Origin of the sequence: [Leptolyngbya] sp. PCC 7376 (assembly GCF_000316605.1) — a bacterium.
In the GTDB taxonomy this organism is placed as follows: Bacteria; Cyanobacteriota; Cyanobacteriia; order Cyanobacteriales; family MRBY01; genus MRBY01.
This window is the reverse complement of the sequence record NC_019683.1, coordinates 2,349,504-2,373,929: the sequence shown is the minus strand read 5'-3', so window position 1 is coordinate 2,373,929 and position 24,426 is coordinate 2,349,504. Positions and strand designations below refer to the sequence as shown.

Annotated in this window: 21 protein-coding genes; 12 read left to right on the top strand and 9 right to left on the bottom strand. The window is 42.9% G+C overall.

The features are described 5' to 3' along the window. Positions 1-31: 31 nt before the first annotated feature. Both LEPTO7376_RS10530 and LEPTO7376_RS10525 read left to right on the top strand, forming a co-directional pair. Positions 32-820, top strand: a complete 789-nt coding sequence (locus LEPTO7376_RS10530; protein ID WP_015134161.1) for an ABC transporter ATP-binding protein — start codon at positions 32-34, stop codon at positions 818-820. Further along, the gene (locus tag LEPTO7376_RS10525) at positions 820-1,521 is read left to right on the top strand and encodes an ABC transporter ATP-binding protein (RefSeq protein WP_015134160.1); all 702 of its coding nucleotides are present in this window, start codon (positions 820-822) and stop codon (positions 1,519-1,521) included. The genes LEPTO7376_RS10530 and LEPTO7376_RS10525 overlap by 1 nt, the downstream gene beginning before the upstream one ends. A gap of 22 nt (positions 1,522-1,543) precedes the next feature. Here LEPTO7376_RS10525 and LEPTO7376_RS10520 read toward each other — a convergent pair whose 3' ends face one another. After that, positions 1,544-2,488 carry a hypothetical protein gene (locus LEPTO7376_RS10520; RefSeq protein ID WP_015134159.1) on the bottom strand — a complete coding sequence of 315 codons (945 nt, stop codon included), beginning with the start codon at positions 2,486-2,488 and terminating at the stop codon, positions 1,544-1,546. Between the two features lie 102 nt (positions 2,489-2,590). Then, a complete protein-coding gene (locus tag LEPTO7376_RS10515) occupies positions 2,591-3,544 on the bottom strand; it encodes a Gfo/Idh/MocA family protein (protein WP_015134158.1) in 954 nt (317 codons plus the stop codon). 345 nt (positions 3,545-3,889) lie between these two features. Between LEPTO7376_RS10515 and LEPTO7376_RS10510 the strand changes: the two genes are divergently transcribed. Further along, positions 3,890-4,183, top strand: coding sequence for a ferredoxin (locus LEPTO7376_RS10510; protein ID WP_015134157.1), 294 nt, complete (start codon positions 3,890-3,892; stop codon positions 4,181-4,183). 384 nt (positions 4,184-4,567) lie between these two features. Next, positions 4,568-4,861: a 2Fe-2S iron-sulfur cluster-binding protein gene (locus LEPTO7376_RS10505; protein ID WP_015134156.1), complete on the top strand. Its 294-nt coding sequence runs from the start codon at positions 4,568-4,570 to the stop codon at positions 4,859-4,861. 125 nt (positions 4,862-4,986) lie between these two features. Here LEPTO7376_RS10505 and nfi read toward each other — a convergent pair whose 3' ends face one another. Further along, on the bottom strand, positions 4,987-5,664 hold the full coding sequence (nfi, locus tag LEPTO7376_RS10500) for a deoxyribonuclease V (RefSeq protein ID WP_015134155.1): 678 nt from the start codon (positions 5,662-5,664) through the stop codon (positions 4,987-4,989). An 83-nt stretch (positions 5,665-5,747) separates the two neighbouring features. Next, positions 5,748-8,153, bottom strand: coding sequence for an endonuclease MutS2 (locus LEPTO7376_RS10495; protein ID WP_015134154.1), 2,406 nt, complete (start codon positions 8,151-8,153; stop codon positions 5,748-5,750). Between the two features lie 181 nt (positions 8,154-8,334). On the opposite strand from LEPTO7376_RS10495, the gene LEPTO7376_RS10490 reads away from it, so the two are divergent. After that, complete coding sequence (locus LEPTO7376_RS10490; RefSeq protein ID WP_015134153.1) at positions 8,335-9,573, top strand: hypothetical protein; 1,239 nt, start codon at positions 8,335-8,337, stop codon at positions 9,571-9,573. A gap of 86 nt (positions 9,574-9,659) precedes the next feature. On the opposite strand, the gene LEPTO7376_RS10485 is transcribed toward LEPTO7376_RS10490, so the two are convergent. The 3 genes from LEPTO7376_RS10485 to LEPTO7376_RS10475 all read right to left on the bottom strand — a co-directional run bounded on the left by LEPTO7376_RS10485 (position 9,660) and on the right by LEPTO7376_RS10475 (position 13,317). Further along, complete coding sequence (locus tag LEPTO7376_RS10485) at positions 9,660-10,145, bottom strand: cupin domain-containing protein (protein ID WP_015134152.1); 486 nt, start codon at positions 10,143-10,145, stop codon at positions 9,660-9,662. An 80-nt stretch (positions 10,146-10,225) separates the two neighbouring features. Further along, positions 10,226-10,975, bottom strand: coding sequence for a carbonic anhydrase (locus LEPTO7376_RS10480; RefSeq protein WP_015134151.1), 750 nt, complete (start codon positions 10,973-10,975; stop codon positions 10,226-10,228). Between the two features lie 128 nt (positions 10,976-11,103). Continuing rightward, positions 11,104-13,317, bottom strand: coding sequence for an AAA family ATPase (locus LEPTO7376_RS10475; protein WP_015134150.1), 2,214 nt, complete (start codon positions 13,315-13,317; stop codon positions 11,104-11,106). Positions 13,318-13,767: 450 nt separating this feature from the next. Here LEPTO7376_RS10475 and folE point away from each other — a divergent pair, with 450 nt between their 5' ends. Continuing rightward, positions 13,768-14,406 (top strand): GTP cyclohydrolase I FolE, encoded by a 639-nt coding sequence (gene folE / locus LEPTO7376_RS10470; protein ID WP_015134149.1) that lies wholly within the window; start codon positions 13,768-13,770, stop codon positions 14,404-14,406. 102 nt (positions 14,407-14,508) lie between these two features. Here folE and LEPTO7376_RS10465 read toward each other — a convergent pair whose 3' ends face one another. Beyond that, the gene (locus tag LEPTO7376_RS10465; protein ID WP_225901197.1) at positions 14,509-15,486 is read right to left on the bottom strand and encodes a GTP-binding protein; all 978 of its coding nucleotides are present in this window, start codon (positions 15,484-15,486) and stop codon (positions 14,509-14,511) included. Between the two features lie 284 nt (positions 15,487-15,770). On the opposite strand from LEPTO7376_RS10465, the gene LEPTO7376_RS10460 reads away from it, so the two are divergent. Then, positions 15,771-17,096 carry an efflux RND transporter periplasmic adaptor subunit gene (locus LEPTO7376_RS10460; protein WP_015134147.1) on the top strand — a complete coding sequence of 442 codons (1,326 nt, stop codon included), beginning with the start codon at positions 15,771-15,773 and terminating at the stop codon, positions 17,094-17,096. A 50-nt stretch (positions 17,097-17,146) separates the two neighbouring features. Continuing rightward, positions 17,147-17,896, top strand: coding sequence for an ABC transporter ATP-binding protein (locus LEPTO7376_RS10455; RefSeq protein ID WP_015134146.1), 750 nt, complete (start codon positions 17,147-17,149; stop codon positions 17,894-17,896). Positions 17,897-17,935: 39 nt separating this feature from the next. Here the strand turns inward: LEPTO7376_RS10455 and LEPTO7376_RS10450 are convergent, their stop codons facing one another. Continuing rightward, the gene (locus LEPTO7376_RS10450; RefSeq protein WP_015134145.1) at positions 17,936-18,484 is read right to left on the bottom strand and encodes a Uma2 family endonuclease; all 549 of its coding nucleotides are present in this window, start codon (positions 18,482-18,484) and stop codon (positions 17,936-17,938) included. Positions 18,485-18,813: 329 nt separating this feature from the next. Between LEPTO7376_RS10450 and LEPTO7376_RS10445 the strand changes: the two genes are divergently transcribed. From LEPTO7376_RS10445 to LEPTO7376_RS10430, 4 genes are all read left to right on the top strand, one after another. Next, positions 18,814-20,136, top strand: a complete 1,323-nt coding sequence (locus tag LEPTO7376_RS10445) for a hypothetical protein (protein ID WP_015134144.1) — start codon at positions 18,814-18,816, stop codon at positions 20,134-20,136. A gap of 43 nt (positions 20,137-20,179) precedes the next feature. Then, complete coding sequence (locus LEPTO7376_RS10440; protein WP_015134143.1) at positions 20,180-21,196, top strand: hypothetical protein; 1,017 nt, start codon at positions 20,180-20,182, stop codon at positions 21,194-21,196. A gap of 13 nt (positions 21,197-21,209) precedes the next feature. After that, positions 21,210-21,893 (top strand): HIT family protein, encoded by a 684-nt coding sequence (locus tag LEPTO7376_RS23515; RefSeq protein WP_015134142.1) that lies wholly within the window; start codon positions 21,210-21,212, stop codon positions 21,891-21,893. A 128-nt stretch (positions 21,894-22,021) separates the two neighbouring features. Further along, on the top strand, positions 22,022-24,391 hold the full coding sequence (locus tag LEPTO7376_RS10430) for an ABC transporter permease (protein WP_015134141.1): 2,370 nt from the start codon (positions 22,022-22,024) through the stop codon (positions 24,389-24,391). Positions 24,392-24,426: the final 35 nt, after the last annotated feature.

The following is a 24,426-nucleotide window of genomic DNA, read 5'->3' as shown; positions in this document are numbered from 1 at the left end:
GTCTGACTTTGGTACTGGATGTTTGTCGTCAATGGTTTCTGCTCCATCGAATTCGGTTTCGTCAATCCTTGAAGTTAAACAGCTCACCCGTCGTTTTGGGGGTTTAATAGCTGTTAATAATGTGTCGTTTCGAGTAAGTCGCGGCGAGATTTTTGGGTTGATTGGCCCGAATGGTGCCGGGAAAACGACATTTTTTAACATGTTGACTGGGATGATTCCACCTTCAATGGGGACTGTTGTTTACCAAGGTCAGGCAATTCAAGGGTTTGCGCCTCATCGCATCGCTAAATGTGGCATTGCGCGCACATTTCAGAATTTACGCTTGTTTGGAAATTTATCAGCTTTAGAGAATGTGGCGATCGCCCGCCATCGCCACCAGAAAACAAATCTTGTCGCTGGAATTTTAGGATTACCTTCGGCGCGTAAGGCAGAGCAAGAAACCTATGAGCGCGCTAAAGAATTGTTGGATTTGGTCGGTTTAACTGGAAAATATCGGCAACAGGCTAAAAACTTTTCCTATGGAGATCAACGTCGCTTAGAGATTGCACGGGCGATCGCTCTAGAGCCAGACTTGTTGCTCTTGGATGAGCCCGCCGCTGGTATGAACCCTAATGAGAAAGGTGCATTAAGCGATTTGATTCGGCAAATCCGTGAGCAATTTGATTTAACGGTTCTTTTGATTGAGCATCATATTCCGTTGGTGATGGGACTTTGTGATCGTATTGCTGTGTTGGATTTTGGGGAGCTAATTGCCCTTGGCATACCGGAAGTGGTGAAGGAAGATCCAGCAGTAATTGAAGCGTATTTGGGAGATGAATAATGCTGGAATTAATTGATTTATCGGTGAATTATGGCGGTATTGAAGCTCTCAAAGATATTCATCTCACCGTAAACGAAGGAGAAATTGTCACCCTGATTGGAGCAAATGGTGCAGGCAAAACCACCACTCTGCGTGCAATTTCGAGATTAGTCAATCCCATTAAGGGCAAAATTCTATATAACGGCAAAGATTTAACGAAAATGTCTGCCCATGATGTTGTGCGCGTTGGCATTGCCCACAGTCCGGAAGGTCGCCGCATTCTCGCTCAACAAACAGTCCTCACAAATTTAGAGTTGGGGGCTTATGTTCGTAACGACAAATTGGGGATTAAGTCAGACCTTGAAAAGCAATTTGTGATTTTTCCACGTCTTGCTGAGCGTAAAGATCAAGTTGCTGGAACCTTAAGCGGTGGTGAGCAACAAATGCTGGCGATCGCCCGTGCAGTGATGAGTCGTCCCAAATTACTTTTGCTAGATGAACCAAGCCTGGGCCTCGCTCCTCAAATCGTTAAAGATATTTTCAGAGTAATTCGCCAGCTCCATGCTGACGACACCACGATTTTACTTGTCGAACAAAATGCAAATCTTGCCCTCGAATGCAGTGATCGTGGCTATGTACTCGAAGCTGGTTACCTCAAAATTTCAGGCGAGGCGAAAGACCTGCTCAATAATGAGCAAGTCAAAGCTGCTTATTTGGGTTAGGACTAGAGCAATTTGATATGGTCTATTGAATCGTTATGGACAAAGCATAATTCGAGTTATTCTCCTGACCTTTTACCGTCACAATGTAATCACCACTGAAGGGTGATGTAAACTCAATAAATTCTGGTAAATCCTCTTGGATTACTTCGCCATTGTCCACTTCCACATCAAAAATCGCTGCACCACTGCCATTCGTGATTTCAAGATACATCTCCTGTCCCTCCTGAGCATTGATTAGATAGACTTGCTTTTGGTCAGCAGCAAGACTGCCTTTAACGACGCTTTCGGTTGAACCACTATTAAAGGCGACGCGGATCGGAGATGTGGATGGTGCTGGTGCTTGAGGACTGGGTGTAGATGTTGTGAGGGGAGCGCTTGGGGTCGGAGCAGCTGCTTGAGGTTTGGGAGTAGGAGTTGGGACTTGGGTCGGGACAGCTTTTGGTGGAGCCTTTTCTGTTGCTTTGAGAGCAATAATTTCTTCGCAATCAACGCGCTTCAGGAAAATGGCGCTGTCACTACTCAATTGTTTTTGGTCTAATGTCCAAGTCTCTTTACTTTGCTGGAGATCGTCTTCAATTTTGGTCGTAATAGCTGCTTCAAAAGTATCGCCTTCTAGAACTCCGGCAAAGGTTTGTTCGTAGGATGTGTAGTAGGCGTTGGCATCATCAGTGACGGTTGCTTCAAGGGTTCCTGTGACGCTGTTGTCTGGTTCGACTAGAAATTCAGCAGTTGCCTGGAGAGTTGGTTCATCGGTGCGGTAACAATAAGCACCTGCATTAAGTGCTAATTTGTCTTCTGTTTTAGTATCGGGTGATGTTTCAAGGGGTTCGCCCTGAATGGCTGGGGTTGAGGTTTCTGAGTCGAGTGCACTCTCTTCGGGTTCTGAGCCGCCGCAACCAACGAGGGCGATCGCCGTGGCGAGTGTGACAAAAACAACAGTAAATCGAGAAGAAAGATTGAGCCTCACAAAGGTTACCCCTACAGGATTCTGGTCTAATTCTTCTTATTTTATCGAGGCCTTATTTGTTTGCCGGGAAAGATCACAAAAGATTAACGTCTACTGAGTTAATTATTTGAGCGTATCATGGCGAATTTGGTCGGCAATTTTTAGGGCATATAGACTTTGTTCAGGCTGAATATATAGGGGTTTTCCTGCGATTAAGTAGTCCAGCACTGCAGTTGTATCCCGCAGGAAAACACCTCGTCGGCTTCCGAGTTTAATAGGAGTAGTGGTTTCACCTTGGGTTAAAGTCCCTTGGCTGCCATTAAATTCGAGAGTGCCTTTGTCTCCATAAATCGTAAATCGGCGATCGCCAGTCGTGACGAGAGAACCTTTACCGTAGGTGAGATGGGCCACAACGCCACTCTGAAATTTGAATTGCGCTGCACAGAGACAACTTTTGTAATACCCCTCAAATTCTGAAGGCAGAAAATCTGCAGTTCCTTGTACTGTGTCGACTTCACCGAATAAATCAATAAAACGATTTACCCGTGATAATGCAGCCACAAGCGGAAAACCATAATCTTTGTGGTGAAATGTCCAATGGGGAAGGGGATGACGTTTGGGCGCGAGGGTCATGTATTTGGCGAAAAAAATCTGGCCTAATTTTGGTAGATACTCGCGAATCGTTTGGTGTAGACCTCCCAAAATTTCAATATGTTCGACGTGTAATAATTTCTTTTTTGTCCTTGCCAGCTCGACAATTTCCGCTGCTTCCGTTGGATCGAGCGCCAGAGGATATTCCACCACCACATGTTTATCCGCTTCTAAAGCTGCTCGGGCGATCGCCCCATGTTTACGGTTAATATTGCAAACCACAACAATATCTAAATCCGGACGCTGCACCAACTCCTGCCAAGTGGCGATCGCCTCAATCCCATATATTGCCGCAAAACTTTGGCGAGACGACTCTCGATGCCCAGTAACTGCTATTAATTGCGATCTTTGCTCCTGTTGAAACGCATCTGCTCGACGTTTTGCTGCGTAGCCTGTCCCGACAATTCCGACTCGAAGTGCTGTCATTCTGTCTCAACCACCCAAAAATTTCGCTCCTTATTCTCGCCCAAATTCTCGAACCTTGTCTAAACTCTTCTACACCGAAGGGCGATCGCCACCACCCTCTGAGTCTTCATAACTATCAGCTCAACCCGTAGCTATTTCCTTTGAATATAAGTTTTGGTAATATACACTCTGCTTATTCATCCTAATTTTTGAAACGATGGGACTCTCCTCTTTGCCCACCGCCACCTAATCAAGAATAATTTTGGTAGATGAATATATTCAGGATTGGCAATATTGATCTAACTCAATCACGGTCATCCATACTTTTCAAAATAGTTAGTTATCCCAAATCCACTTATTAACCCTATGGCAAGCTATCAAGTTACCCTTATTACCTCCGAAGGCAACCACACCATTTCCGTACCCGAAGACGCTTATATTCTTGACGAAGCAGAGAACCAAGGCCTCGACATCCCTTACTCCTGCCGAGCGGGTGCTTGCTCTAGTTGCACAGGAAAACTTGTATCTGGCACCGTTGATCAGAGTGACCAAAATTTCCTATCACCTGAGCAAGTCGCTGCGAAATATGTCTTGACTTGTGTCGCTTATCCCACCTCAGATTGTTCTATCGAAACTCACAAAGAAGACGAACTTTACTAGGTTTTTCGCTGAACACAGAGGAAATTCACTCAATTGTTCTATATAAGTTGACAGACGTATAAATTTAGTTAATGTCTGACCAAGGCATAATTTGTGCCAAAAACCAAGGTAAATACTCTACATAACCTTTAGACTATGGGCTTCCTAGATGGAAACCCATTTTTTTGTAGCCTGTTTTACACTCCTAAAATGCATAAGCTGGTCTTATCTTAATTCTCCGCATTAACTTCATTTTTAATGCAATGGGGTCGTGGTTTTCTTTTACCCTATGATCTAAAAATAACTTAATAATTTCGTAAAACATTCTTGGGTTCGAATAGATCGCCATAGAATGCTAAACAGAAATTTTTAGTCAACCCACTTGTTTTACTTGAGGAAATTTTAATGGCTACATATAAGGTCACTCTTGTTACTCCCGAAGGCGAAATTTCTTTTGACGCTCCTGATGACGAGTACATTCTAGATACTGCGGCTGATGAAGGTCATGAACTTCCTGCGTCTTGTCGCGCTGGTGCTTGCTCTACTTGTGCAGGTAAAGTTGAGTCCGGAACAGTTGACCAAGGCGATCAGTCTTTCTTAGATGATGATCAAGTTGAAGAAGGTTTCGTTTTGACTTGTGTTGCTTATCCTAAGTCTGACGTTAAGATCATCACTCACCAAGAGGAAGAGCTTTACTAAATTGAGTGATGGATTTACTCAGTAGCGACATTTAGTTTGGCGCGAATAGCTTTTTGATTCAGGGATGCTTCTCTTAATGAGGCATCTCTCTTTTGTTTTTATGGGCTTAGTTTTCTTCCCATTGGCTAGACATCTTTGGCATGGGATGCGAGATGATCAGCAATGCGAGTGGTTTCGGGTAATCGATATTTTGGTGTACAAGCAAGGACATAGGCGATCGCCGTTTCGAGACTAATGCGATGGCCAACAGAAATATATAAAGGACGAACTTTTTTTCTGCTGCGTAATACTGCACCGATGCGTTCATCTTTGTCCATTAGATTTACCCATTCGCCCTTTTCAAGAGGGAGTTCATCATGTTCTCCGATGTAGCGTGATTTTGCGACACCGATGGTCGGGCAATCTAGTAGGACGCCGAGATGACAAGCCAATCCGAATCGACGAGGGTGGGCATAACCTTGACCATCACAAAGAATTAAATCTGGAAAGTTTTCGATTTCGCCTAAGGCCTCAACAATGGTGGGTAATTCCCGGAAAGATAAATAGCCTGGTACATAGGGAAAAGTTGTAGGACGACGGATGACTTTAGTTTCAATAACTTCTAATTCCGGAAAAGATAAAACGGCGACGGCAACGCAAATGGTCTCAAATTTATTTTCAAAGCCTGCATCAACGCCTGCTACTAATTTGATTGGTTCCTGAAATTGGTCTTGGCAAATAACGTATTGGCGAAGATTTTCTTGGACTTCTTTCGCCTCTGCCGTCGTTAAATCCCAAGGGTGTTGATGATGTAGCTTGAGCATTATGTTTTGAAAAACTTCAGGCCAAATTTAATGAATTTAATACACATATCGCAGGGCATTTCGCGAAACGCCCCTACAAAAAACTAGTTCGACAAATAGGCAATCGTTACGCCGGAACCACCTTCTTTTTGTTCGGCGATATTATATTTTTTGATTTGGGGATGATGCTTGAGGAATTCATGAACGCCTTCCCGGAGCTTACCTGTGCCTTTACCATGAATGATCCAAACTACTTGGGAACCTTGGGCTGTGGCTCTGGCGATCGCCCCTTCGAGAGAACTTTCAGCCTGGTGGATTCGTTGGCCGCGAATATCGATTGTATTGCTATCGGTACGAACTGTGACAACCTCTTGGGATTGTTTTGGCTGCTGCTTTTTCTTAGTTTTTTGTTTTGTTTTTTTCGGTTCTGCTTCAACTTTTTGACCTTGGAGAGATTCGATTTCTGTCCATTGCAATGACATTTTCATAATGCCAAAACGAGCGACAAGAGTTTTATTTTCTTCGTTGAGTTCGATAACTTCGGCAGTTTGACCCAGTTTAGAAATGCGGATTTTTTCGCCAAGTTTTGGTTGATAACCCGCTTTTTTCTTTTTTGGTTGAGCTAGTTTTTCTTGGGCAATTTCTCCAAGGGCGTTGGTGGCTTTTTGGGCTTTTTGGGCTGATGGTTTGCCTTTTTGGAGGGTGCGGATGACCTGCGCAATTTCTGATTTTGCCTCGGCGATCGCCTCTTGAACTTGTTGATCTTGGGCTTGTTTAAGTTCGGTTTCGCGGCGTTGGAGATCGGCTGCTTTTGAGGAAACTTCAGTGTAGAAACGCTCAGTTTGTTTAAGAAGAGCTTCGGCTTCCTGGGATTTTTGCTCTTGCTCGCGGCGTTGGGCTTCAAGGGCGGCAATCACTTCATTCACATCTGTATTGGAATTGCCGAGTAAACTTTGAGCCGCGTCGATAACCTGTTCATCTAATCCTAAGCGTTTTGCGATCGCCAATGCATTAGACCGACCGGGAATTCCCCACAGCAATTTATAGGTGGGACGCAGAGAATATTCATCGAATTCTACCGATGCATTTTCAAAGCGGTCATCGTCATATTTCAATGCTTTCAGTTCGCCGTAATGGGTGGTGGCAACTGTCAAAGCGGCATGGTCAGCCAAATACTTTAAAAGGGCGATCGCCAAGGCACTTCCTTCGGTTGGATCGGTTCCAGCGCCCACTTCATCGAGTAAGACTAAATTATTTTCATCCTCTGCTTGGAGAGTTTCGATAATGCGACCAACACGGCGGATATGTCCTGAAAATGTCGATAAGCTTTGCTGCAATGATTGTTCATCACCAATATCGGCGAGAACATGATTAAACCAAGGTAATTCGACTGGAGCAATCGCCGGAATAAATAGTCCAACTTTTGCCATCAGTGCCGCCATCCCAAGGGTTTTGAGCGTAACAGTTTTACCTCCAGTATTTGGGCCAGTGATCGCCACAACCTTGATATCGGGGCGAATTTGCACATTAATCGGCACAACCTCATCGCCTTCTTCCTGCTTCTGCTGCCACACCAATAAGGGATGGTGAAGTTTGCGCAACATGGTTGGCTGTTCTGGCTTGGTGAATTTCGGCGGATTTGCCTCTAACCAATGGCTATAGCGGGAGCGTGCCGTTGCGAGATCAATGGTTGTGGCGATCGCCAATAATTTCTCTAAATCCTCAACAACTTCGGCAACCTTTTCGGTGAGTTGTCGCAGTATAATTTCGATTTCGCGTTGTTCTTGTTTTGTCGCTTGGCGGAGACGATTGCCGAGATCAATAATCGCTTTTGGTTCTACATAAAACGTCGATCCTGTACTCGAAATATCGTGAACAATGCCGGGAATATGTTCCTTTTGCCCCGCCTTTACTGGGAGGACAAAGCGATCACCTCGTTGCGTAATCACGGCCTCCTGAATCGAACCGCCATGGCGCTGCATAATGCGATTAAGGGTTTGGTAAATGCCATCTCGCGCTCCTTTCATTTTCTCGCGAATCCCCGCCAATTTTGGGCTCGCGCGATCCGTCACATCACCGCGATCATCGATGCAATGGTGAATTTCTTTTTCGAGTTCTGGATATGTGCGCAACTGTTCAACGAGAAATAGCAGCTGAGGCAATTCCAACTCAGAGTTTTCTACCAAGCGGCGAAGTTTTCGGACACCAGCTAATGTCGTTGCGATTAGCAGTAAATCTTGCCCTGAAATGATCCCACCAATGGTCGCTCGTTCTAACGACTCGCTGACATTGCCAATTCCTTCAAAGGAAATACCGCCTTCTGTCTCCGCATCTAACTCAGTGATTTCTACCGTCTGCGCCAATAAAATTTCACTCTCCGCCTGACTCCCCGGAAATACTAAATTCCGCGCGGCGATCGCCCCAAGTTTTGTCGCAGCGAAAGTCGAGAGATGTTGGCAAAGCCGTTGCCATTCAAGAAGATTAAGGGTTTCGGTTTGGATCTGAGTCAACTGCAACCATCAGAAAAACTGCAAGGGTTACATTATAGACATTTCAGGGGAGCAAGCTGCTCTAGTGACGGACTTATATCCAGTGAAAACAGGCTAAGATTTCGTTGTATGGTGACCGGAGCTAAACGATGTTGTACGAGCAAGATGTTGTTGTGTGTTTAGAGAATAGTAGGCGAAAAATATGGCAGTGAAATGGAAAGGTAAAAGATTTAAGCCAGAAGTTATTTTTGAGAAGATAGAGGAGACAGATAAAACTGTCAAAGAAGATGGAAAAATCTCGTGGCATGGCTTGGAGATCATTCCGATAACTTATGCACTGAAAAATATGTTGGATTTTCCTTCTGACATCAATGATTCAGAGAAAATATCTACAATAGGAGATGCAATTGAAGCAGTTTTAAGAAAAAGGGAAGTTATTGACTCAGGGAGATTTCTTGCTGAATTGAAGCTTCTTATCAGGAAAAAGCTTGCCACACCTCTTGTCTCTTTTTATGTACTTACTAGTATTTCTCTCGGCGAGGTGAATTTACCTGGAATATTCAATATTGAAAAATGTTCTATTAAGATTTTGGAAGGAGAATATCCAATCTGCTTTCAAGATAGTGGTCGTGCATTGAGGGCATTGCCTCACATTTCAGATAAGACACCTCAGGAGTACCGGAAAGTAATAGTTGAGACTCAAGCAAAATCAGAAGAGCAGGCGTTTCATCATGCAATGCGAGCATTAGATCTGCAACGCTCGATATGGCTATTAAATCATTATGCAGTATTTCAATCTCCAGAAACAACGAGAGAGCCAGTCAACCAAATTCGTTTAGGTCATGTTCACACAATTCATGGAAGTGATGGTGAAGCTTCTCAAATGTATATTTGGTATGAGCCAAATTTTGTTGAAGCAAAGTTATTTAAACCCAGTGAATCTGACTTATTTAATGACAATACGACAAAGATCTGGGCGAAAATAAAACAGTTGGAACCGAAGTACCAATGCCGATTGAAGGATGCTTTAATTCGATATGTCAGAGCACTAGATGAACCAGATCCTACAATTGCAGTTATGAAACTCTGGGGAGCTTTGGAACAATTAACTAATACCGGAAATTATGCAGACTATGATGCTCTGATTCGCCGAGTTTCATTTGTTTTTGAGGAAAGGGAATATCATAGACAGCTTTTAGAATCTATTCGTGAGTATCGCAATCAAAGTATTCATTCTGGTGAAGAAAGCGAATCAGCCAAGCAATATGCAAGATTTCTACAATTTTATTTTTGTCGTTTTGTCATGTTTCATCTTAGGGTTGCTGGTAAATTTGAAAGCCTTAGCGATATTAATGACTTCCTAGATCTACCTAAGGATCAACAGAAGTTAAGTAAATTGCAGAAATCAGTTGAGATTGCGGTTAGCATGTCAGCAAATTGAAATTTCAATTAATATTTTTATCTATTTTGTTTTTCGGAATAGATCTTTAAATTAAGTAGTTAATTCAACTCTTACTCTTCTTGCTTTTATTCGACGAGGTATCGTTCGGGGTGACCTTCTACATGGACTCGAAAAACGATCGCCCTTGCGCCTTCATCGGTTGCGTAGGGAGCATGCTCAACTCCGGGAGGCATTACAAAGGTTTCTCCAGCTCGCATGATCGTATCGGGTAATCCTTCTACGACATTTACGACAGAACCTTCAATCAAATAAATAAACTCTTCGCCGGGGTGGAAATGCCGCGGCACTGTGGCATTTGGTGGAATAATCACATCGGAAACAATGACCTCTAGACCATCAGCCATTGAGATCGGTGCGCGCAGCATTTCATTGGAGCCGGGCTTGAGCTTGTATTCGTTCTCGCCCTCTTGTTCAAGGATTTCCTGTTCGTTTTGTGGCTCTACGGATTCATGTTCATGGGCATATCTAACTTTGTGAGCGATCGCCTCACCACCACAAAAACTCATGCCTACAACAGCTAATGCCGCTGACAAACCTAATATTACTTTCATTTTTACGCTTGCTCTCCCAATTAGAATCACCACTTTATGATTTAGGGTAATTCACAATTTGGCGATCGCCGCGTCGCTATTTACTTACCGCTGACAGAAAAAGTGTCGCTGTTGCCGTACCAGTTCTGAACGCTTTCAGCAGAAATAGTATTAGGGAGTGGACAACCTTCAATAGGTTCGTGATCTTCTAATGGCCCTTCATCAATGAGGCCATAATCAGGCTTTGTATAAGCGTGATTCGATTCGTCGTAGGCTAGGACTTCACCATTTTCGATATTGTAAATCCAGCCATAAATTTTTAGCTTGCCTTGATGCAGACGAGAGCGAACTACGGGATAAGTCTTGAGATTGTCAATCTGAACGAGAACGTTCTCTGCAACGAGAGTTTCGACCAGCTCGTCACCACGACAATGAGGATAAGTGTCTTGCACCAGACGACGAGTTGCTTCAGCTTGTTTAAGCCAGTCAAAAACTAATGGCATACTTTCTTGCAGCTTATTGAGCTTCAGTAAGCCTTTCATCGCGCCACAGTGAGAATGACCACAAACAATAATTTGTCGGATGTCTAAACCTTCGAGGGCATATTCGAGGGTACCGCCTTCACCGCCGTTCGCTGCACCAAATGGAGGAATGATATTACCTGCATTGCGGATGACGAAAAGCTCACCGATGTCAGTGTGGGTAATGAGTCCGGGATCAACGCGGGAGTCGGAACAGCAGATGAAGAGAACGCGTGGTTTTTGGCCATGCTTTAGCTGTTCAAACAGGTCAACATGACTCGCAACGTAGTCTTTCTTATATTGATCTAGTCCACGAATGAGTTTTTTCACCAGTCGATTGCCCGTACTCGGAGTTCAAAATCTATGCGAAACAATAGTAAACCAAAATGATCCCTTTACTGAGGTTGACCTATTTGTATTTCCTAAGTCAGTGATAATCTGCGATCGCCTAGTGATTTCTATGATCCCGATGCTGTAATCCATAAAATTGTGCTTTGCCATGGGACAGCTTTGTTGAGTAACTGCCGCTCGAATTGATGTTGAATCAGTTGAATTTCTGCGTCATCTAATTTGGCATGGAGATGATCGATATAGGACGGACGTTGGGGCTTTTGAGACGTAAACCAACGCTTTAGTAATTGCGGGCTAATAAAAATCTGAGTGGTTTGAATTTCTTTTTGGAGATTCGTCTCTAAACCAAGCTTTTTAAACAGTTTCTGTAAGTCGTTATCATCCCAATTCACCATATCGTCATTGGGATTTGTGTAGATTGCTTCTTCCGCGGCAATCAGTTTTTTCTGGATATCCGCCGCTAAATTTTTGAGATCCAATAACTGATAAAGTCGTTGCCCCTCACGGGGAATGGTTTCGACAATGCGCAATTGAGTTTGAGGTTGTAAGAGTTGCTTCAATTGTTGGGCGATCGCCTTTTTCTCAGAAGAAGCCATCAATACATTGCGACCAATAATCTTATCGAATTGAATATCAGGATTTAAACAGTCAGTGAGTTCAGTTAATTCGCCACGAATAATTTTCGGTCGTTGCAATTCATCGAGGCTGATGGCTTGACCATTCAAATTATTGTCATCATTAATGCTAGTCACTACGCTATAAACCCCACCTTCAGGAGTTTGTCGCAGCGCTTCCCAAGTGAGCAAACCATTCCCGGCATTAAGATCGAGAACAATATCATGGCGTTGAATAGTGATGTCTGCAAAGAGGCGATCGCGGATCTTACCGAGTTGTTGTCCTGTTTTCGAGAGGGTTCGTTGTAACCAACGTTCTGTTACTGCGTCAGTTTTGCCATAGGTCAGAATATCGAGACGATGATCATTCATCCCCCCAGAAAATGCCGCTAATTGTGCTTCTCGCCGCCGTAAAACCCGATCTTTAATTTGCTTTTCATAGCCTTGGGAGGACGGATCGTAAAACTGTTTTCCCTGCAAAAAATCCGGTAAATATTGTTGCTCTACCCAATGCTCGCGATAGGCATGGGGATATTGATAATCTGCGCCGTGGCCAAATTCTTCCTTGTCGCGATTAGGATCTTTAAGGTGGTTTGGCACATCCGCAACTTGCTCTTTCTCAACCGTGGCGATCGCATCGAAAAAGCCCATTACGCTGTTAGATTTATCGGTGGTGGCGAGATAAAGTGTTGCTTGAGCAAGGGGATAACGACCTTCTGGCATTCCAATACGGTCAAAGGTCTCCGCGCAGGAATTGACGATGGTCACGGCACTCGGATCGGCTAAACCAATATCCTCACAGGCCAAAATCAACAACCGCCGAAAAATGTACCTCGGCTCTTCCCCGGCGTAGAGCATTTTTGCGAGCCAATATAATGCCGCATCGGGATCGGAACCCCGCACACTTTTAATAAACGCACTAATCGTATCGAAATGGGCATCCCCTTCTTTGTCGTAGAGCACCGCTCGCTGCTGAATCGAATCTTCGGCGATCGCCAACGTAATTAAAATCCGGCCATCGAGTTTAGGCTCTGTGGTTTCAACAGCCAATTCCAATGCGTTTAATAATGTCCGAGCATCACCATTAGAAACTTGAATTAAATGGTCTTTTGCTGCTGTTTCAATCGTGACTTGTAGCTCCCCATAACCCCGCGCATTATCATCTAATGTTTGCGCTAAAACCTGTTCTAAATGACGAGATTCTAAAGAAGTTAACTGAAAAATTCGGGAGCGACTAACGAGAGCTTTATTAACTTCGAAATAGGGATTTTCTGTGGTTGCCCCAATCAAAATCACTGTGCCATTTTCCACCCATGGCAACAGCGCATCCTGCTGAGATTTATTAAACCGATGCACCTCATCCACAAACAGTAACGTACTTTTTTGATAGTACTTAAACTCAGCCTGGGCTTTGGCGATCGCCTCCCGGATATCCTTAATCCCCGCCAACACCGCATTCAAACTTACAAAATAGGATTCGGTGGTGTTCGCAATAATTCTGGCTAAAGTTGTTTTGCCTGTTCCCGGTGGCCCATAAAAAATGAGAGACGAAATCTGGTCAAGGGCGATCGCCCGGCGCAATAATCTTCCCGGCGCAATGATATGTTCCTGTCCCACATACTCATCGAGAGTTCTAGGACGCATTCGATCCGCAAGAGGGGCTTGGGTTTGGCGACGTTGAGCAGCTTGATGATCAAACAGATCCATATAGTTTGCGACAAATGATGCTGTCTTATTATCGCTGTGAGTTGGTATGAAAGGGCGATCGCCAAAAGATGATTCTTACAGCCCAAGACGTTACTGAGTTGCTGCATGAGTTTCAACTTGATTAGATTTTCGACCAAGAAAAAGCCAACTAATCAAGCAGCTTAGTGGGCTATATCAACCTTCTACCCTGAGCAAATGCATTCCCTTCACCATCGATTACTATGCGATACACCTAATGGCTCACAAAAATGCAGCATTCGTAATAAATCATAAAAATATAGTGTAAGATCATCAGGAATGATAATCATTCTCGTTTTGTGGATTGAAGGATGCGGATCATGCTGTGATACGTACTCCAAAGGATTCAAGCGAATACTTTTCCCAAAAAAAACGACTGAATTATTACGACTGAGTTGTTCAACAAATACTTTAACTGACTGAACTCTATCTATGACCTTATCTATTTCACCCGAAGATCTCCGCAAGAAAGCTATCGTTACTGAATCTCAAGCTCCTGTGTCTGATGAGGAAATGCAGCGAGCAGTCCGCACTTTACTTTTAGGGCTAGGTGAAGACCCTGATCGTGAAGGCCTGCGCGACACACCCAAGCGAGTTGTTAAGGCCCTGAAGTTTTTGACCTCTGGCTACAACCAATCCCTAGATGAATTGTTGAATGGAGCTGTCTTTCACGAAAATGCCAATGAGATGGTTTTAGTCCGTGACATTGACTTGTTTAGTTCCTGTGAACATCATATCTTGCCAATTTTGGGACGCGCCCATGTCGCCTACATTCCCAATGGCAAAGTGATTGGTCTATCCAAAATTGCCCGCATTTGTGAAATGTATGCCCGTCGTCTACAAGTACAAGAACGCCTAACCCAACAAATCGGCGATGCATTGCAAGGTCTTTTGCAACCTCAAGGGGTGGCAGTTGTTATCGAAGCGAGCCATATGTGTATGGTTATGCGGGGAGTACAAAAACCAGGTTCTTGGACGGTAACTAGTTCAATGCAAGGTGTTTTTAAGGAGAATGCCCGTACCCGCCAAGAGTTTATGAATTTAATTCGTCACAACCCATCTTTGCACTAAGAATAATTTCTTACTCCGAGGAGGTCTGGTCAATTCCTACCTCCTTTTTTATGCTCATTATCAAATCAACGCCTATTTCAGCGATAAGTCTCCAAAAGATAATTACTGACGACCCAGGCAGTTATTGAGTTGCTGCATCAGTGTTAGCTTATCTAGATTTCGGCCAATAAAAACCAATTGATTCAATGGTTCTGTAGGCCATTGATCACGATCGAGGCTGTAGCGTTTGCCACTCAGTTGAAAAATGAATCGGCCAGTTTCCCCTTGTAACCAAAGCAATCCCTTAGCCCGGTAAATGTTATCTGGTAATTGCTCCCTTAGAAAGTGCTCAAATCTTTGTATATCAAAAGGGCGAGTACTTTTGAAAGATAAAGAGTCAAAGCCATCATTCTTTAGATGATTAGAGGAACCAGCTTGCTTTTCTTTTGCTAATTCTTCTAATGTTTGCTCCCATTCATCGTGTTGCTCTGTGGAGGAAAGTCCTATATCTAAAATCATGTCGAGCGGTACTGCTCCATGACTACAGTGCAATATCCTTGCCCCATCTTTGACTTGTTGAATATGGGATTCTGCGGCTTCAAGCTGTTCAGGAGGGATGAGATCTACCTTATTGAGCAAAATAATATCGCCATAGGCAACTTGGTTTAGAGCCGCTTCACTGTTCAGAAACTTCGGGGAAAATGTTTCTGCATCAACTACGGTCAAAATCGAATCGAGTCGAGTAAGTTGTTTCAGTTCTGTACCGACAAACGTAAGGGCTAAAGGCAAAGGATCGGCTACGCCGCTTGTCTCTACTACCAAGTAATCGACTTTGTCTTCCCGCTCCAGAATGTCATAGACCGTCTCAACTAATCCCTCATTAATACTGCAACAGATGCAACCATTGCTGAGTTGCAGCATATCTTGATCTGCTGAAATCAGGAGTTGGCTATCGATATCAATGTTGCCAAATTCATTGACAAGCACAGCAATTTTCAATCCTTTCTGGTTTTGCAAGATGTGGTTCAGCAATGTGGTTTTGCCACTACCCAGAAACCCCGTCACAATCGTGACTGGTAATCCTTGATTCGGCATATCCATTATTTGAGACACAGGACTTTGAGAGAGCATCAGAATGGAAGACCCATTGGCAGCATGAATAATGTAGGATTCTCATCCTTGAATCAACCAAGAATGAGAATCATTATCAAATATTAGCATTTGGTCATAAATTAGGAATTAGAGCAATGTTGTAATTTGAGAGCGATCGCCTAGCGCTATAACTCTGTCCAGTGAGAGGGAGAAAGGTAACTTCTTCTAACTTTGTCAATAGTTATAGGTAAATTCAGCTCAAAATTAAGGTGTCACTCTTAAGCCTAAAAGCGATGAAACTCCCAGCGAAACCAGTGTTATTAGGTGTGGGTCTTGTAGCCATGCTTGGTGGTTTGCTTGTGTTGTTGCGCCCGGCACCGATTGTTGTAGAAACAGCGACAGTTGAAGAGGGAGAGTTGATGGTCACCGTCATTGAAGAAGGACGAACGCGCATTCAGGAACGTCATGTTGTTTCGTCGCCTGTGGCGGGTTATTTGCAAAGATTGGCTTGGGATGAAGGGGACCCGATAACGCAAGGTCAGGCGATCGCCCGCATTGATCCGATTACTATCGATAGCGAAGTGCAATCGTTACTGGCAGAAATTGATGCTTTGCAAGCTGAGAAAGATGGAGTGCAAACTTTACGCCCAAAGGATTCTCGGTTATTGCAGGCGGATGCGGATATTGCGGCGGCGGAAGCTTCGATTCAGGGCAGCTTGTCTAATATTGCTGAGTTAGAGGCTCGCTTAAAACAGGCGATCGCCGATCGGGAACGGGCAGAATATTTGCAAGAGACGGGGGCAATTTCCGACCAAGCTTTGGAATCAGCCGAATTATTGGAAACGGGTACTGTTCAGCAATTAGAGACAGCTCAACAGGAGCAAAAGCAATTTCAAGCGGCATTGCAACAGACCAAGGCATTGCGGCAACAGTTAGCGGCAGAACAGCAAGACCCGGACTATCTACTGAGTGTTTATGATGCGCAAATCCGGAGTTTGGAAGCGAATTTGGCAGAGCGTGTTGATCAAGCCCGTCGCACAGAAATTACTTCTCCAACCTCTGGCCAAGTGTTACGCCTCTACACCAAAAGTCAGCAATATATCGAAGCGGGTGTGCCGCTCCTTGAATTAGGGACATTGCAAGATTTGGAGCTGGTAGTTGATGTTTTGTCGAGTGATGCGACCCAGATACAAACCGGGAATGAGGTGATTATTGAGCAATGGGGTGGCGATCGCCCTTTAAATGGCAAGGTTAAGCGCATTGAACCAGCGGCATTTACGAAAGTTTCGGCTTTGGGGGTAGAAGAGCAGCGAGTGAATGTAATTGTCGAACTGAATGAGATTCCGCCAAATCTGGGGGATCAATATCGAGTGGAAGCCCACATTGTCGTGTGGCAGGATGAGCAAGCTTTGCAAGTGCCGATTAGTGCGTTGTTTCGGTGTGAGGAAGATTGGTGCGTATTCCGAGTTGATAATAATCAAGCCCAGAGAACGACCATCGAACTGGGTCAAAAAACGGCGATCGCCGCACAGATAATATCGGGATTGAATGCTGATGATCAAGTAATTATCTACCCATCAGAACAGATCCAAGATGGTAGCTCGGTCAAAATTCAATAGTTAATAATTTTGCCTAAATTGATGTCTTAATAAACCCTATTTTGATCGCTATGGTTAGCTCTCCGATATCCTCTAATTCAGAAATTCAGCATGAAAAAATTGTGCTGTTTTCGGCAGAACAGGTCTCAAAGTCTTATCAGATGGGTGAGGTTCAAGTTCAGGCATTAAAAACTGTTAATTTAAATCTGTATGAAGGGGAATTTGTAGTGCTGCTGGGGGCATCCGGGAGCGGCAAATCAACTTTGCTCAATATATTAGGTGGATTGGATATTCCAACGACAGGAAATGTGTATTTTCGAGGGCGAAATCTCACAGCAGTAAATGAATCCCAACTCACAAAATATCGCCGGGAACATGTAGGTTTTGTTTTTCAGTTTTATAATCTGATTCCTAGTTTGACGGCAGCAGAAAATGTTGCTCTGGTGACAGATTTAGCGAGTCCTTCCATGAAACCCAAAGATGCGTTGGCATTGGTGGGATTGGAGGAACGTTTTGATCATTTCCCCGCACAGCTATCGGGAGGGGAACAACAGCGGGTGGCCATTGCACGGGCGATCGCCAAACGTCCAGAGGTTTTATTTTGTGATGAACCGACCGGAGCGTTAGATTTCCAGACAGGCAAACGAGTGCTGGAAGTGCTCAACCATGTGAACCGAGAATTTGGGACGACTGTTGCCGTGATCACTCACAATGCTGGTATTGCGGCGATGGCAGATCGGGTCATTCACATGCGCAGTGGTGAGATTGTGGAGATCGAAGAGAATACCGTGAAAAAATCACCTGCCGAGTTGGAATGGTAGTTTATTACATCAATCTCAGCTATGTTTACCAAAGCTTTTTTATTGGAGAAGCTTCTCAACAGATACTGGTAAATCTGGAAAACTGAGAGGAGAAATAATACCCGCCGTCAGCGTTTTCTCGGTGGTATATGAACCGTTTTGGAGATCCTTAAAGACGATTAACTGGTGATGCTGCAAATCAATCACCCAATATTCCTTAATACCTGCTTCGGCATAGAGGTCTTTCTTTTCAGTCAAATCTTTCGTGAGGGTCGCCTGAGAACATTCAATGAGCCAAAAAATATTTCCGGGATAGGGGTGATGCTCCAAATACTCTCGTCCCAAAGGCTGGGCGATCGCCACATCAGGTTCTGGCTCAGAGTTATTCGGCAATGTGATGGGATGAGCTTCACTAACTAAAGCACGCTGACCTAGTAGTCTCTGTAAATACTGACCAATACTTCGAGTGTAATAAGCATGGGGTTCACGCTCTGGCGACATAACAACTAAATTTCCCCGTAATAGTTCAACGGCCTCATCAGCAAATAGACCTGCATCAATCGCTTGATGATAGTTTTTCACTGTCCATCTGTAGGTTGCCAGAGTCATATAGCTCTACTCTCTGCGTTCTGGTTCGATTGTAGTTTATTGCTTAAGTCAATACATCAAATGTCTAGGGCAATCACCTTGGGTACTATTACTATCGCAATGACCAAGAAGATTAAGAAGGTGTTGCTTTTAGGGTCATATCCATAGCTGCTCTAAGAGAAAGATTCTGTTTGAGTTGCTTGCGAATACGGCTTTTCAGCCAAGACCAACATTTCCTACTGTAGAAGGAACTAATCGAATCGTATAATCAAAAAAGATAATGGCTATTTATTGACTAGATTATATTGCCATCACAAATCTCTATCAGCAAAACTTAAGAAGATCTGAAAATGAGCAGAATCGAATTTTGGATAGACCATGAAATTGATGTTGACATTAATAAACTAAGACAAAATTCCTTATCAGTAAAAGGAAAGAGTTATCATAATCCTTACAGAGGTATTGAAATCTTTGGAAATCTGGACAGCATTCCTAGCAATAGAAATCAAGATTTGACGATCAAACTTGCAGGTTTCTCTATTAAGAAATCTTGCCTGCAGTTTCAATCTGGATTTAGCATTCCTTTTGGTCAAAATATATATCATCCTCCTTTTATTTGGAAAGAGTGCTCGCCAAGTGACTTATTAATAAACTTGACATATATGACTAATGCTTTCTATCGAATTTTTAGTAGTTTGGCAAATCAAAATATCATAGCTGCGAATAACATTGATGATCTTCTTGACGAAGCTTGTTTAAGGTTAAGTCAAATCTATAGAGTACACAATGGCTTCATCATGAAGCATGTTAGTAACACCTTGAATATGTATCTGGTTTCTAATGTTATAGAGAATTTAGTGGGCAGAAAAATTTACAAGTGTGAGTCTCAGGAAACAGTTTTAGTCAATCGCTCTTTAGAACAAACACTGAACTCAATTGATGCTTATACTTCAACTTCTGTAATTCAACAAATGTCACTGGCTTTAGGTCGTGGAGTTACATTCTCTGAGAGTTTTTTAGTTGGAAATAAAATATCCGAATACACTAACAAAATGGTAGTTGAAGAACGAACAAATTTGTATATAGATACTCCGTTAGCAATAGATCATAGAGAACACTTGATTAAACGAATTCAATCTGCTGAAAGTCAAGGTGCCAGTATATCTATGTGTGCTATTTTGGACGATACTTCAGAAACAGTTTTTGATCTGCTTTGGATACAGCAACTCTTGAAACAGAGCAAGCACTTTAGAGTCAATCTCTTGCTAAACAGAGCCCAAGTCAGCATTAATTTTTCATCATTGATGTTAACAAAAGTCTTGGCTAACAAACATTTTTCAGGACTTGCAGAAAAAATCAACACACAATTATTTGTATTTGAGACTTTGTGTCCACTCATTTCTTTTCAAACAAATCTTTTAAATCAAGATGCTTGGAAGGTCATAGATAACTCTGATTTCGTCTATGTTAAAGGACTTAATTTTTTTGAAACATGCCAAATAAAAAGTAAGGATACTTATCACGCCTTTGTCGTTTATGGGAATGTATCTCGTTTATATACAGGGTTAAAGAATTTTGATGCAGTATTCTCCTTTATTCCAAAAGATCAAGAAGGATATATTCATGACCAAGACAATTCAAAAATAGTTACCTTATCTGATGTTTTTACATGAAAAAGTAAAGTAGCATTATTGATAAGCCAAAGGAGAGGATGAAATGTCAAGATACAATGAAGTTGAAAAAATCTTCAAAAATATCATGTGGAGTATGGTTGTAATAGTGGTAACGATCATCCTCTTGTTACCTATATTAAATCTACCAGAAGAAATATATGTAGGCTTAGTAGTAGGTTTGGCAGGGTGGCTAATATCTTACTATCTGCAAAAATTATTTGAACGAGATGAATTAAAAAGAGCAAATCAAATAATGCAAGAATGTTTAAATGAAATTTCAGAAACTAAAAATAAATTCATTGAATATCGTGATAGGGAGTTTGAAAATCACAAGCAAGATACAACCAAGATCCTTGATGTTGTACAAAACAAAAGTTTATCGTTAATAAGTTCAAGAAGAGATGAAGTAGACGTTGATTATAATAATTACTTTGAAAATGCAAATCAAGTCAAAATATCTGGCATTGCAAATGGCACTTTGATAAGGCGTTTATATGAAGAACAAGAAGCACATCCTTTGATAAAAATGCTTAAGATTGGCAATAATAGTAATGTCCAAATACTAATGGCACATCCAAAATCAGAATTTGTAAAAATACGAAATTATAAAGAGGGAACTCAGGATAATAGTCAGCCATGCTCAACTGATATTGAGTGTAATATTAACTTGTTATCTGATTTGGCAAAACAATATGAAAATACAGCACTATGGGACACAGAAAATGAATTAAGGATAGTTCTTTCTTATACTCCATTTGATTCAGCAATAACTTATATCAAAAAAGCTTTGGCGGAGAATAAGGATTCGAGCGAAAAGCAGCAAAATGAAATTCTTTTAATGGGTCCTATTTATGACTTTGAAAAAAAAGCGAATTTAAGCCCTCTATACCAAATCCCAAAAAGCAGTGATCTGTTTAATAATTGTGTAAAAAATTTTGAAAGTATTTTTAAGGAATACAAGTATGAGTTCACCATTTTTGAATGGAATAAGAATGGTGCTAGATTTTATGACTCTTATCAAGACAGATCTCCAAATTTCATATTAAAAAATAACTGCTAGAGGTCTGTTTGAGTTGAATAAAGCAAATCATTATACATCTCATAAATGTACATTCTGTGCCCAGTATGTTTTGCATACTCACGCAATCGCTTGGTCTAAAATAGGGCAGGAATATGGACAATTTTCAGATGTAATATTAGAGACCGATAATTGTCTTGCTATCGCTGGTTTTGGCGCTCTAACAGAAGGATATGTACTTATAATTCCGAAAGATCACTATCTTTCAGTCGGAGGATTGCCCAAAAAGCTGATGTCTGAATTCATTGCTGTAAAGCAAATCATTGGGGACTCGATCAAAAAAATATATGGGCAAGTTGCTTTTTTTGAGCATGGAATGTCGACTTGTAGCTTATCAGGAGGATGTATTGATCATGCACACATACATGCTATTCCTTGTAAAACTGATTTTCGAGCTCATCTTCAAATCGATTTCCCTGAAATACAGATAAGCGATATCTTTGAATTAAGCAAGTTTTCTAATGCTAATATTTCCTATATTTTCTATGAGAATATCTTCGAAGAAAAATTTGTATATGTCGCTACTGAAACAATTAAATCTCAATATATTAGAAGATTATGGGCAGGTTCTATAGGCAAACCAAAGGAATGGAATTGGGGAATATTTATAGGGGAGAAAAATATTGCTCGAACCATCGAGAAAATACGCCATGATCTTAATAATGAAGGGAAGTTTTAGAGCCTTATAACTTCATTTAAAATGCGGTTGAAAATTTTTACTTATAGAAAATAGGATATTTACTCAATTAATCTATCCTCCTCCCATCTCTTATGCCACCATTGAGGAAAGAATTGGCATGATAATCGATGCTTGCACCACTGGATCGCAAATTATTTCGGGAGCTTTGGCAGCAGTGGGGACAATTGCTGGCGATCGCCCTGGTGGTGGCCTGTGGGATTGCTTGTTTTGTGTTGATGATGAGTGCCTACAACTCATTGACACTGACCCAAAATGCCTATTACGAACAATTTCGATTTGCTGAGGTTTTTGCCGAGCTGAAACGTGCTCCCAAAAGTTTGCAAAGCCAGATTGCAGGTATCGATGGCGTTAATCAAGCCCAAACGCGAATTGTGGTGGGGGTGACCCTCGATGTGCCGGGATTAGATGAACCTGCGACGGGACGGCTGATTTCATTGCCACAAATCCGAGATGGGATGCTCAATGACTTATTTCTGCGCAGTCCGGGGAATTATCCTGACCCCCAACGTCCCGAAGAACTCCTGATCAGTGAAGCCTTTGCCACCGCGAATAATCTCAAAGTGGGCGATCACCTCGGTGCGATTCTCAATGGTCGTTGGCAGGAGCTGCGGGTGACGGGCATTGCACTCACGCCGGAATATATCTACGCGGTGTCGGGCGGTAATCTTTACCCTGACGACAAACGGTTTGGCATTATTTGGATGAATCAGGAGGCGCTGGCAAAAGCTTTTGATCTCGATGGTGCGTTTAATAGCGTGGTGCTGACCTTGATGCCGAGGGCGAATGAGACCGCTGTCATTGCCCAGTTAGATGATTTGCTCGAACGCTATGGCGGCTTGGGAGCCTATGCCCGACATGACCAGTTTTCCCACCGCATTATTGATGATGAAATTAAAAGTTTAGAAGTTTCGGCGACCTTTTTGCCCACTATCTTTTTGGCGATCGCTGCGTTTTTATTGCAAGCATTGTTGTCGCGCCTCATCGCCACCCAACGGCAACAAATCTCTGTCCTCAAAGCCTTTGGCTATAGCGATTTTCAGGTGGGTTGGCATTACCTGAAATTTATGTTGGTGGTGTTTAGCGCCGGGGCAATGCTCGGGGTTGCTTTGGGGTTATGGCTGGGGAAAGGTTTGACGCAACTTTATACCGAGTTTTTTCACTTTCCGATTTTGCGATACGAAGCCGGATTTCCCTTGGTAATGTCTGCGTTGTTGGTGAGTGGAGGAGCCGCTTTTGTTGGGGGATTAATGTCTGTGCGCCAAGCCGTAATTTTGCCGCCAGCCCAAGGAATGCGACCAGAACCACCCGCCACTTTTCGCCAAACCCTATTAGAAAGATTGGGATTACAACAGTTTTTCTCACCCGCAGGACGCATCATTCTACGGAACCTCGAACGTCGTCCCGTCCGCGCCGGATTTTCGATTTTGGGGATTGCGATGGCCGCTGCGATTTTGTTGACGGGCTTTACCTTATACGAATCGATGCAGGAGTTGATGGAGGTGCAATTCCAAACCATTCAGCGGGAAGATGTGACCCTCATTTTCAATCAACCATTGTCCTATCGCAGTCGTTATAATTTGCGCCATTTGCCGGGAATGCTGCAAACAGAAGTGTTTCGTTCTGTGCCCGTGCGATTGCGCCACGAACATTATCAATATCGGCTGGGCATTACGGGATTGCAACCCGACGGCAACTTACGACAACTGATTGATCGCAATAAGTATCGAGTACCATTGCCACCAGAAGGCGTTGTCATCACCACCAAACTCGCCGAAATTCTCCATGTCCAACCGGGCGATCGCCTCAATCTCGAAGTATTAGAAGGGGCACGACCAAAACGCCAAGTCCAGGTCACCGGGTTAGTGGATGAACTAATTGGACTGTCCGTTTATATGGATCTCAATGCCCTCAATCGATTGATGGGAGAAGGCCAAACCATTTCGGGAGCCTATGCAACCATTGATGCCAATGCAAAAGATCAGCTCTACCAAGAACTTAAACAAACCCCAGCCATTGAAGGTATTTCTTTCCGGGAGGCATTACTCGAAAGCTTTGAAGAAATTAGCGGTGAAAGTCTCCAGATTATGACGGGGATTATCGTCATTTTTGCCTGCATTATTACCTTTAGCGTCGTCTACAATTCCGCCCGAATTGCCTTGTCCGAAAGAGGTCGAGAGTTAGCCAGCCTCCGGATTATGGGCTTTACCCAAAACGAAATCGCGATCATCCTGCTCGGAGAACAAACCATCTTGGCGATCACCGCTATTCCAGTGGGGTTAGCTTTAGGCTTTGGGTTGTCGGCATTGTTAATGAAAGCCTACGACTCAGAACTTTATCGCTTACCCCTCGTAATTACTCCCTCTGCCTACAGTTTGACCGCATTTACTGTGATTATCGCGGCTTTCATTTCCAGCGTAATTATTTACCGCCAACTACAAAACATCGATCTAATCGCCGTCTTGAAAACACGAGAATAAGTTGAATTTTGTGAGTGATTACTGTGATGATTCAT

What these genes read in the sequence shown, in the direction of transcription:
- LEPTO7376_RS10530 (WP_015134161.1), top strand. Translation starts at nt 32, where the DNA reads ATGGTTTCTGCTCCATCGAATTCGGTTTCGTCAATCCTTGAAGTTAAA.
- LEPTO7376_RS10525 (WP_015134160.1), top strand. Translation starts at nt 820, where the DNA reads ATGCTGGAATTAATTGATTTATCGGTGAATTATGGCGGTATTGAAGCT.
- LEPTO7376_RS10515 (WP_015134158.1), bottom strand. Translation starts at nt 3,544, where the DNA reads ATGACAGCACTTCGAGTCGGAATTGTCGGGACAGGCTACGCAGCAAAA.
- LEPTO7376_RS10510 (WP_015134157.1), top strand. Translation starts at nt 3,890, where the DNA reads ATGGCAAGCTATCAAGTTACCCTTATTACCTCCGAAGGCAACCACACC.
- LEPTO7376_RS10505 (WP_015134156.1), top strand. Translation starts at nt 4,568, where the DNA reads ATGGCTACATATAAGGTCACTCTTGTTACTCCCGAAGGCGAAATTTCT.
- nfi (WP_015134155.1), bottom strand. Translation starts at nt 5,664, where the DNA reads ATGCTCAAGCTACATCATCAACACCCTTGGGATTTAACGACGGCAGAG.
- LEPTO7376_RS10490 (WP_015134153.1), top strand. Translation starts at nt 8,335, where the DNA reads ATGGCAGTGAAATGGAAAGGTAAAAGATTTAAGCCAGAAGTTATTTTT.
- LEPTO7376_RS10485 (WP_015134152.1), bottom strand. Translation starts at nt 10,145, where the DNA reads ATGAAAGTAATATTAGGTTTGTCAGCGGCATTAGCTGTTGTAGGCATG.
- LEPTO7376_RS10475 (WP_015134150.1), bottom strand. Translation starts at nt 13,317, where the DNA reads ATGGATCTGTTTGATCATCAAGCTGCTCAACGTCGCCAAACCCAAGCC.
- folE (WP_015134149.1), top strand. Translation starts at nt 13,768, where the DNA reads ATGACCTTATCTATTTCACCCGAAGATCTCCGCAAGAAAGCTATCGTT.
- LEPTO7376_RS10465 (WP_225901197.1), bottom strand. Translation starts at nt 15,486, where the DNA reads ATGGATATGCCGAATCAAGGATTACCAGTCACGATTGTGACGGGGTTT.
- LEPTO7376_RS10460 (WP_015134147.1), top strand. Translation starts at nt 15,771, where the DNA reads ATGAAACTCCCAGCGAAACCAGTGTTATTAGGTGTGGGTCTTGTAGCC.
- LEPTO7376_RS10455 (WP_015134146.1), top strand. Translation starts at nt 17,147, where the DNA reads ATGGTTAGCTCTCCGATATCCTCTAATTCAGAAATTCAGCATGAAAAA.
- LEPTO7376_RS10450 (WP_015134145.1), bottom strand. Translation starts at nt 18,484, where the DNA reads ATGACTCTGGCAACCTACAGATGGACAGTGAAAAACTATCATCAAGCG.
- LEPTO7376_RS10445 (WP_015134144.1), top strand. Translation starts at nt 18,814, where the DNA reads ATGAGCAGAATCGAATTTTGGATAGACCATGAAATTGATGTTGACATT.
- LEPTO7376_RS10440 (WP_015134143.1), top strand. Translation starts at nt 20,180, where the DNA reads ATGTCAAGATACAATGAAGTTGAAAAAATCTTCAAAAATATCATGTGG.
- LEPTO7376_RS10430 (WP_015134141.1), top strand. Translation starts at nt 22,022, where the DNA reads ATGCTTGCACCACTGGATCGCAAATTATTTCGGGAGCTTTGGCAGCAG.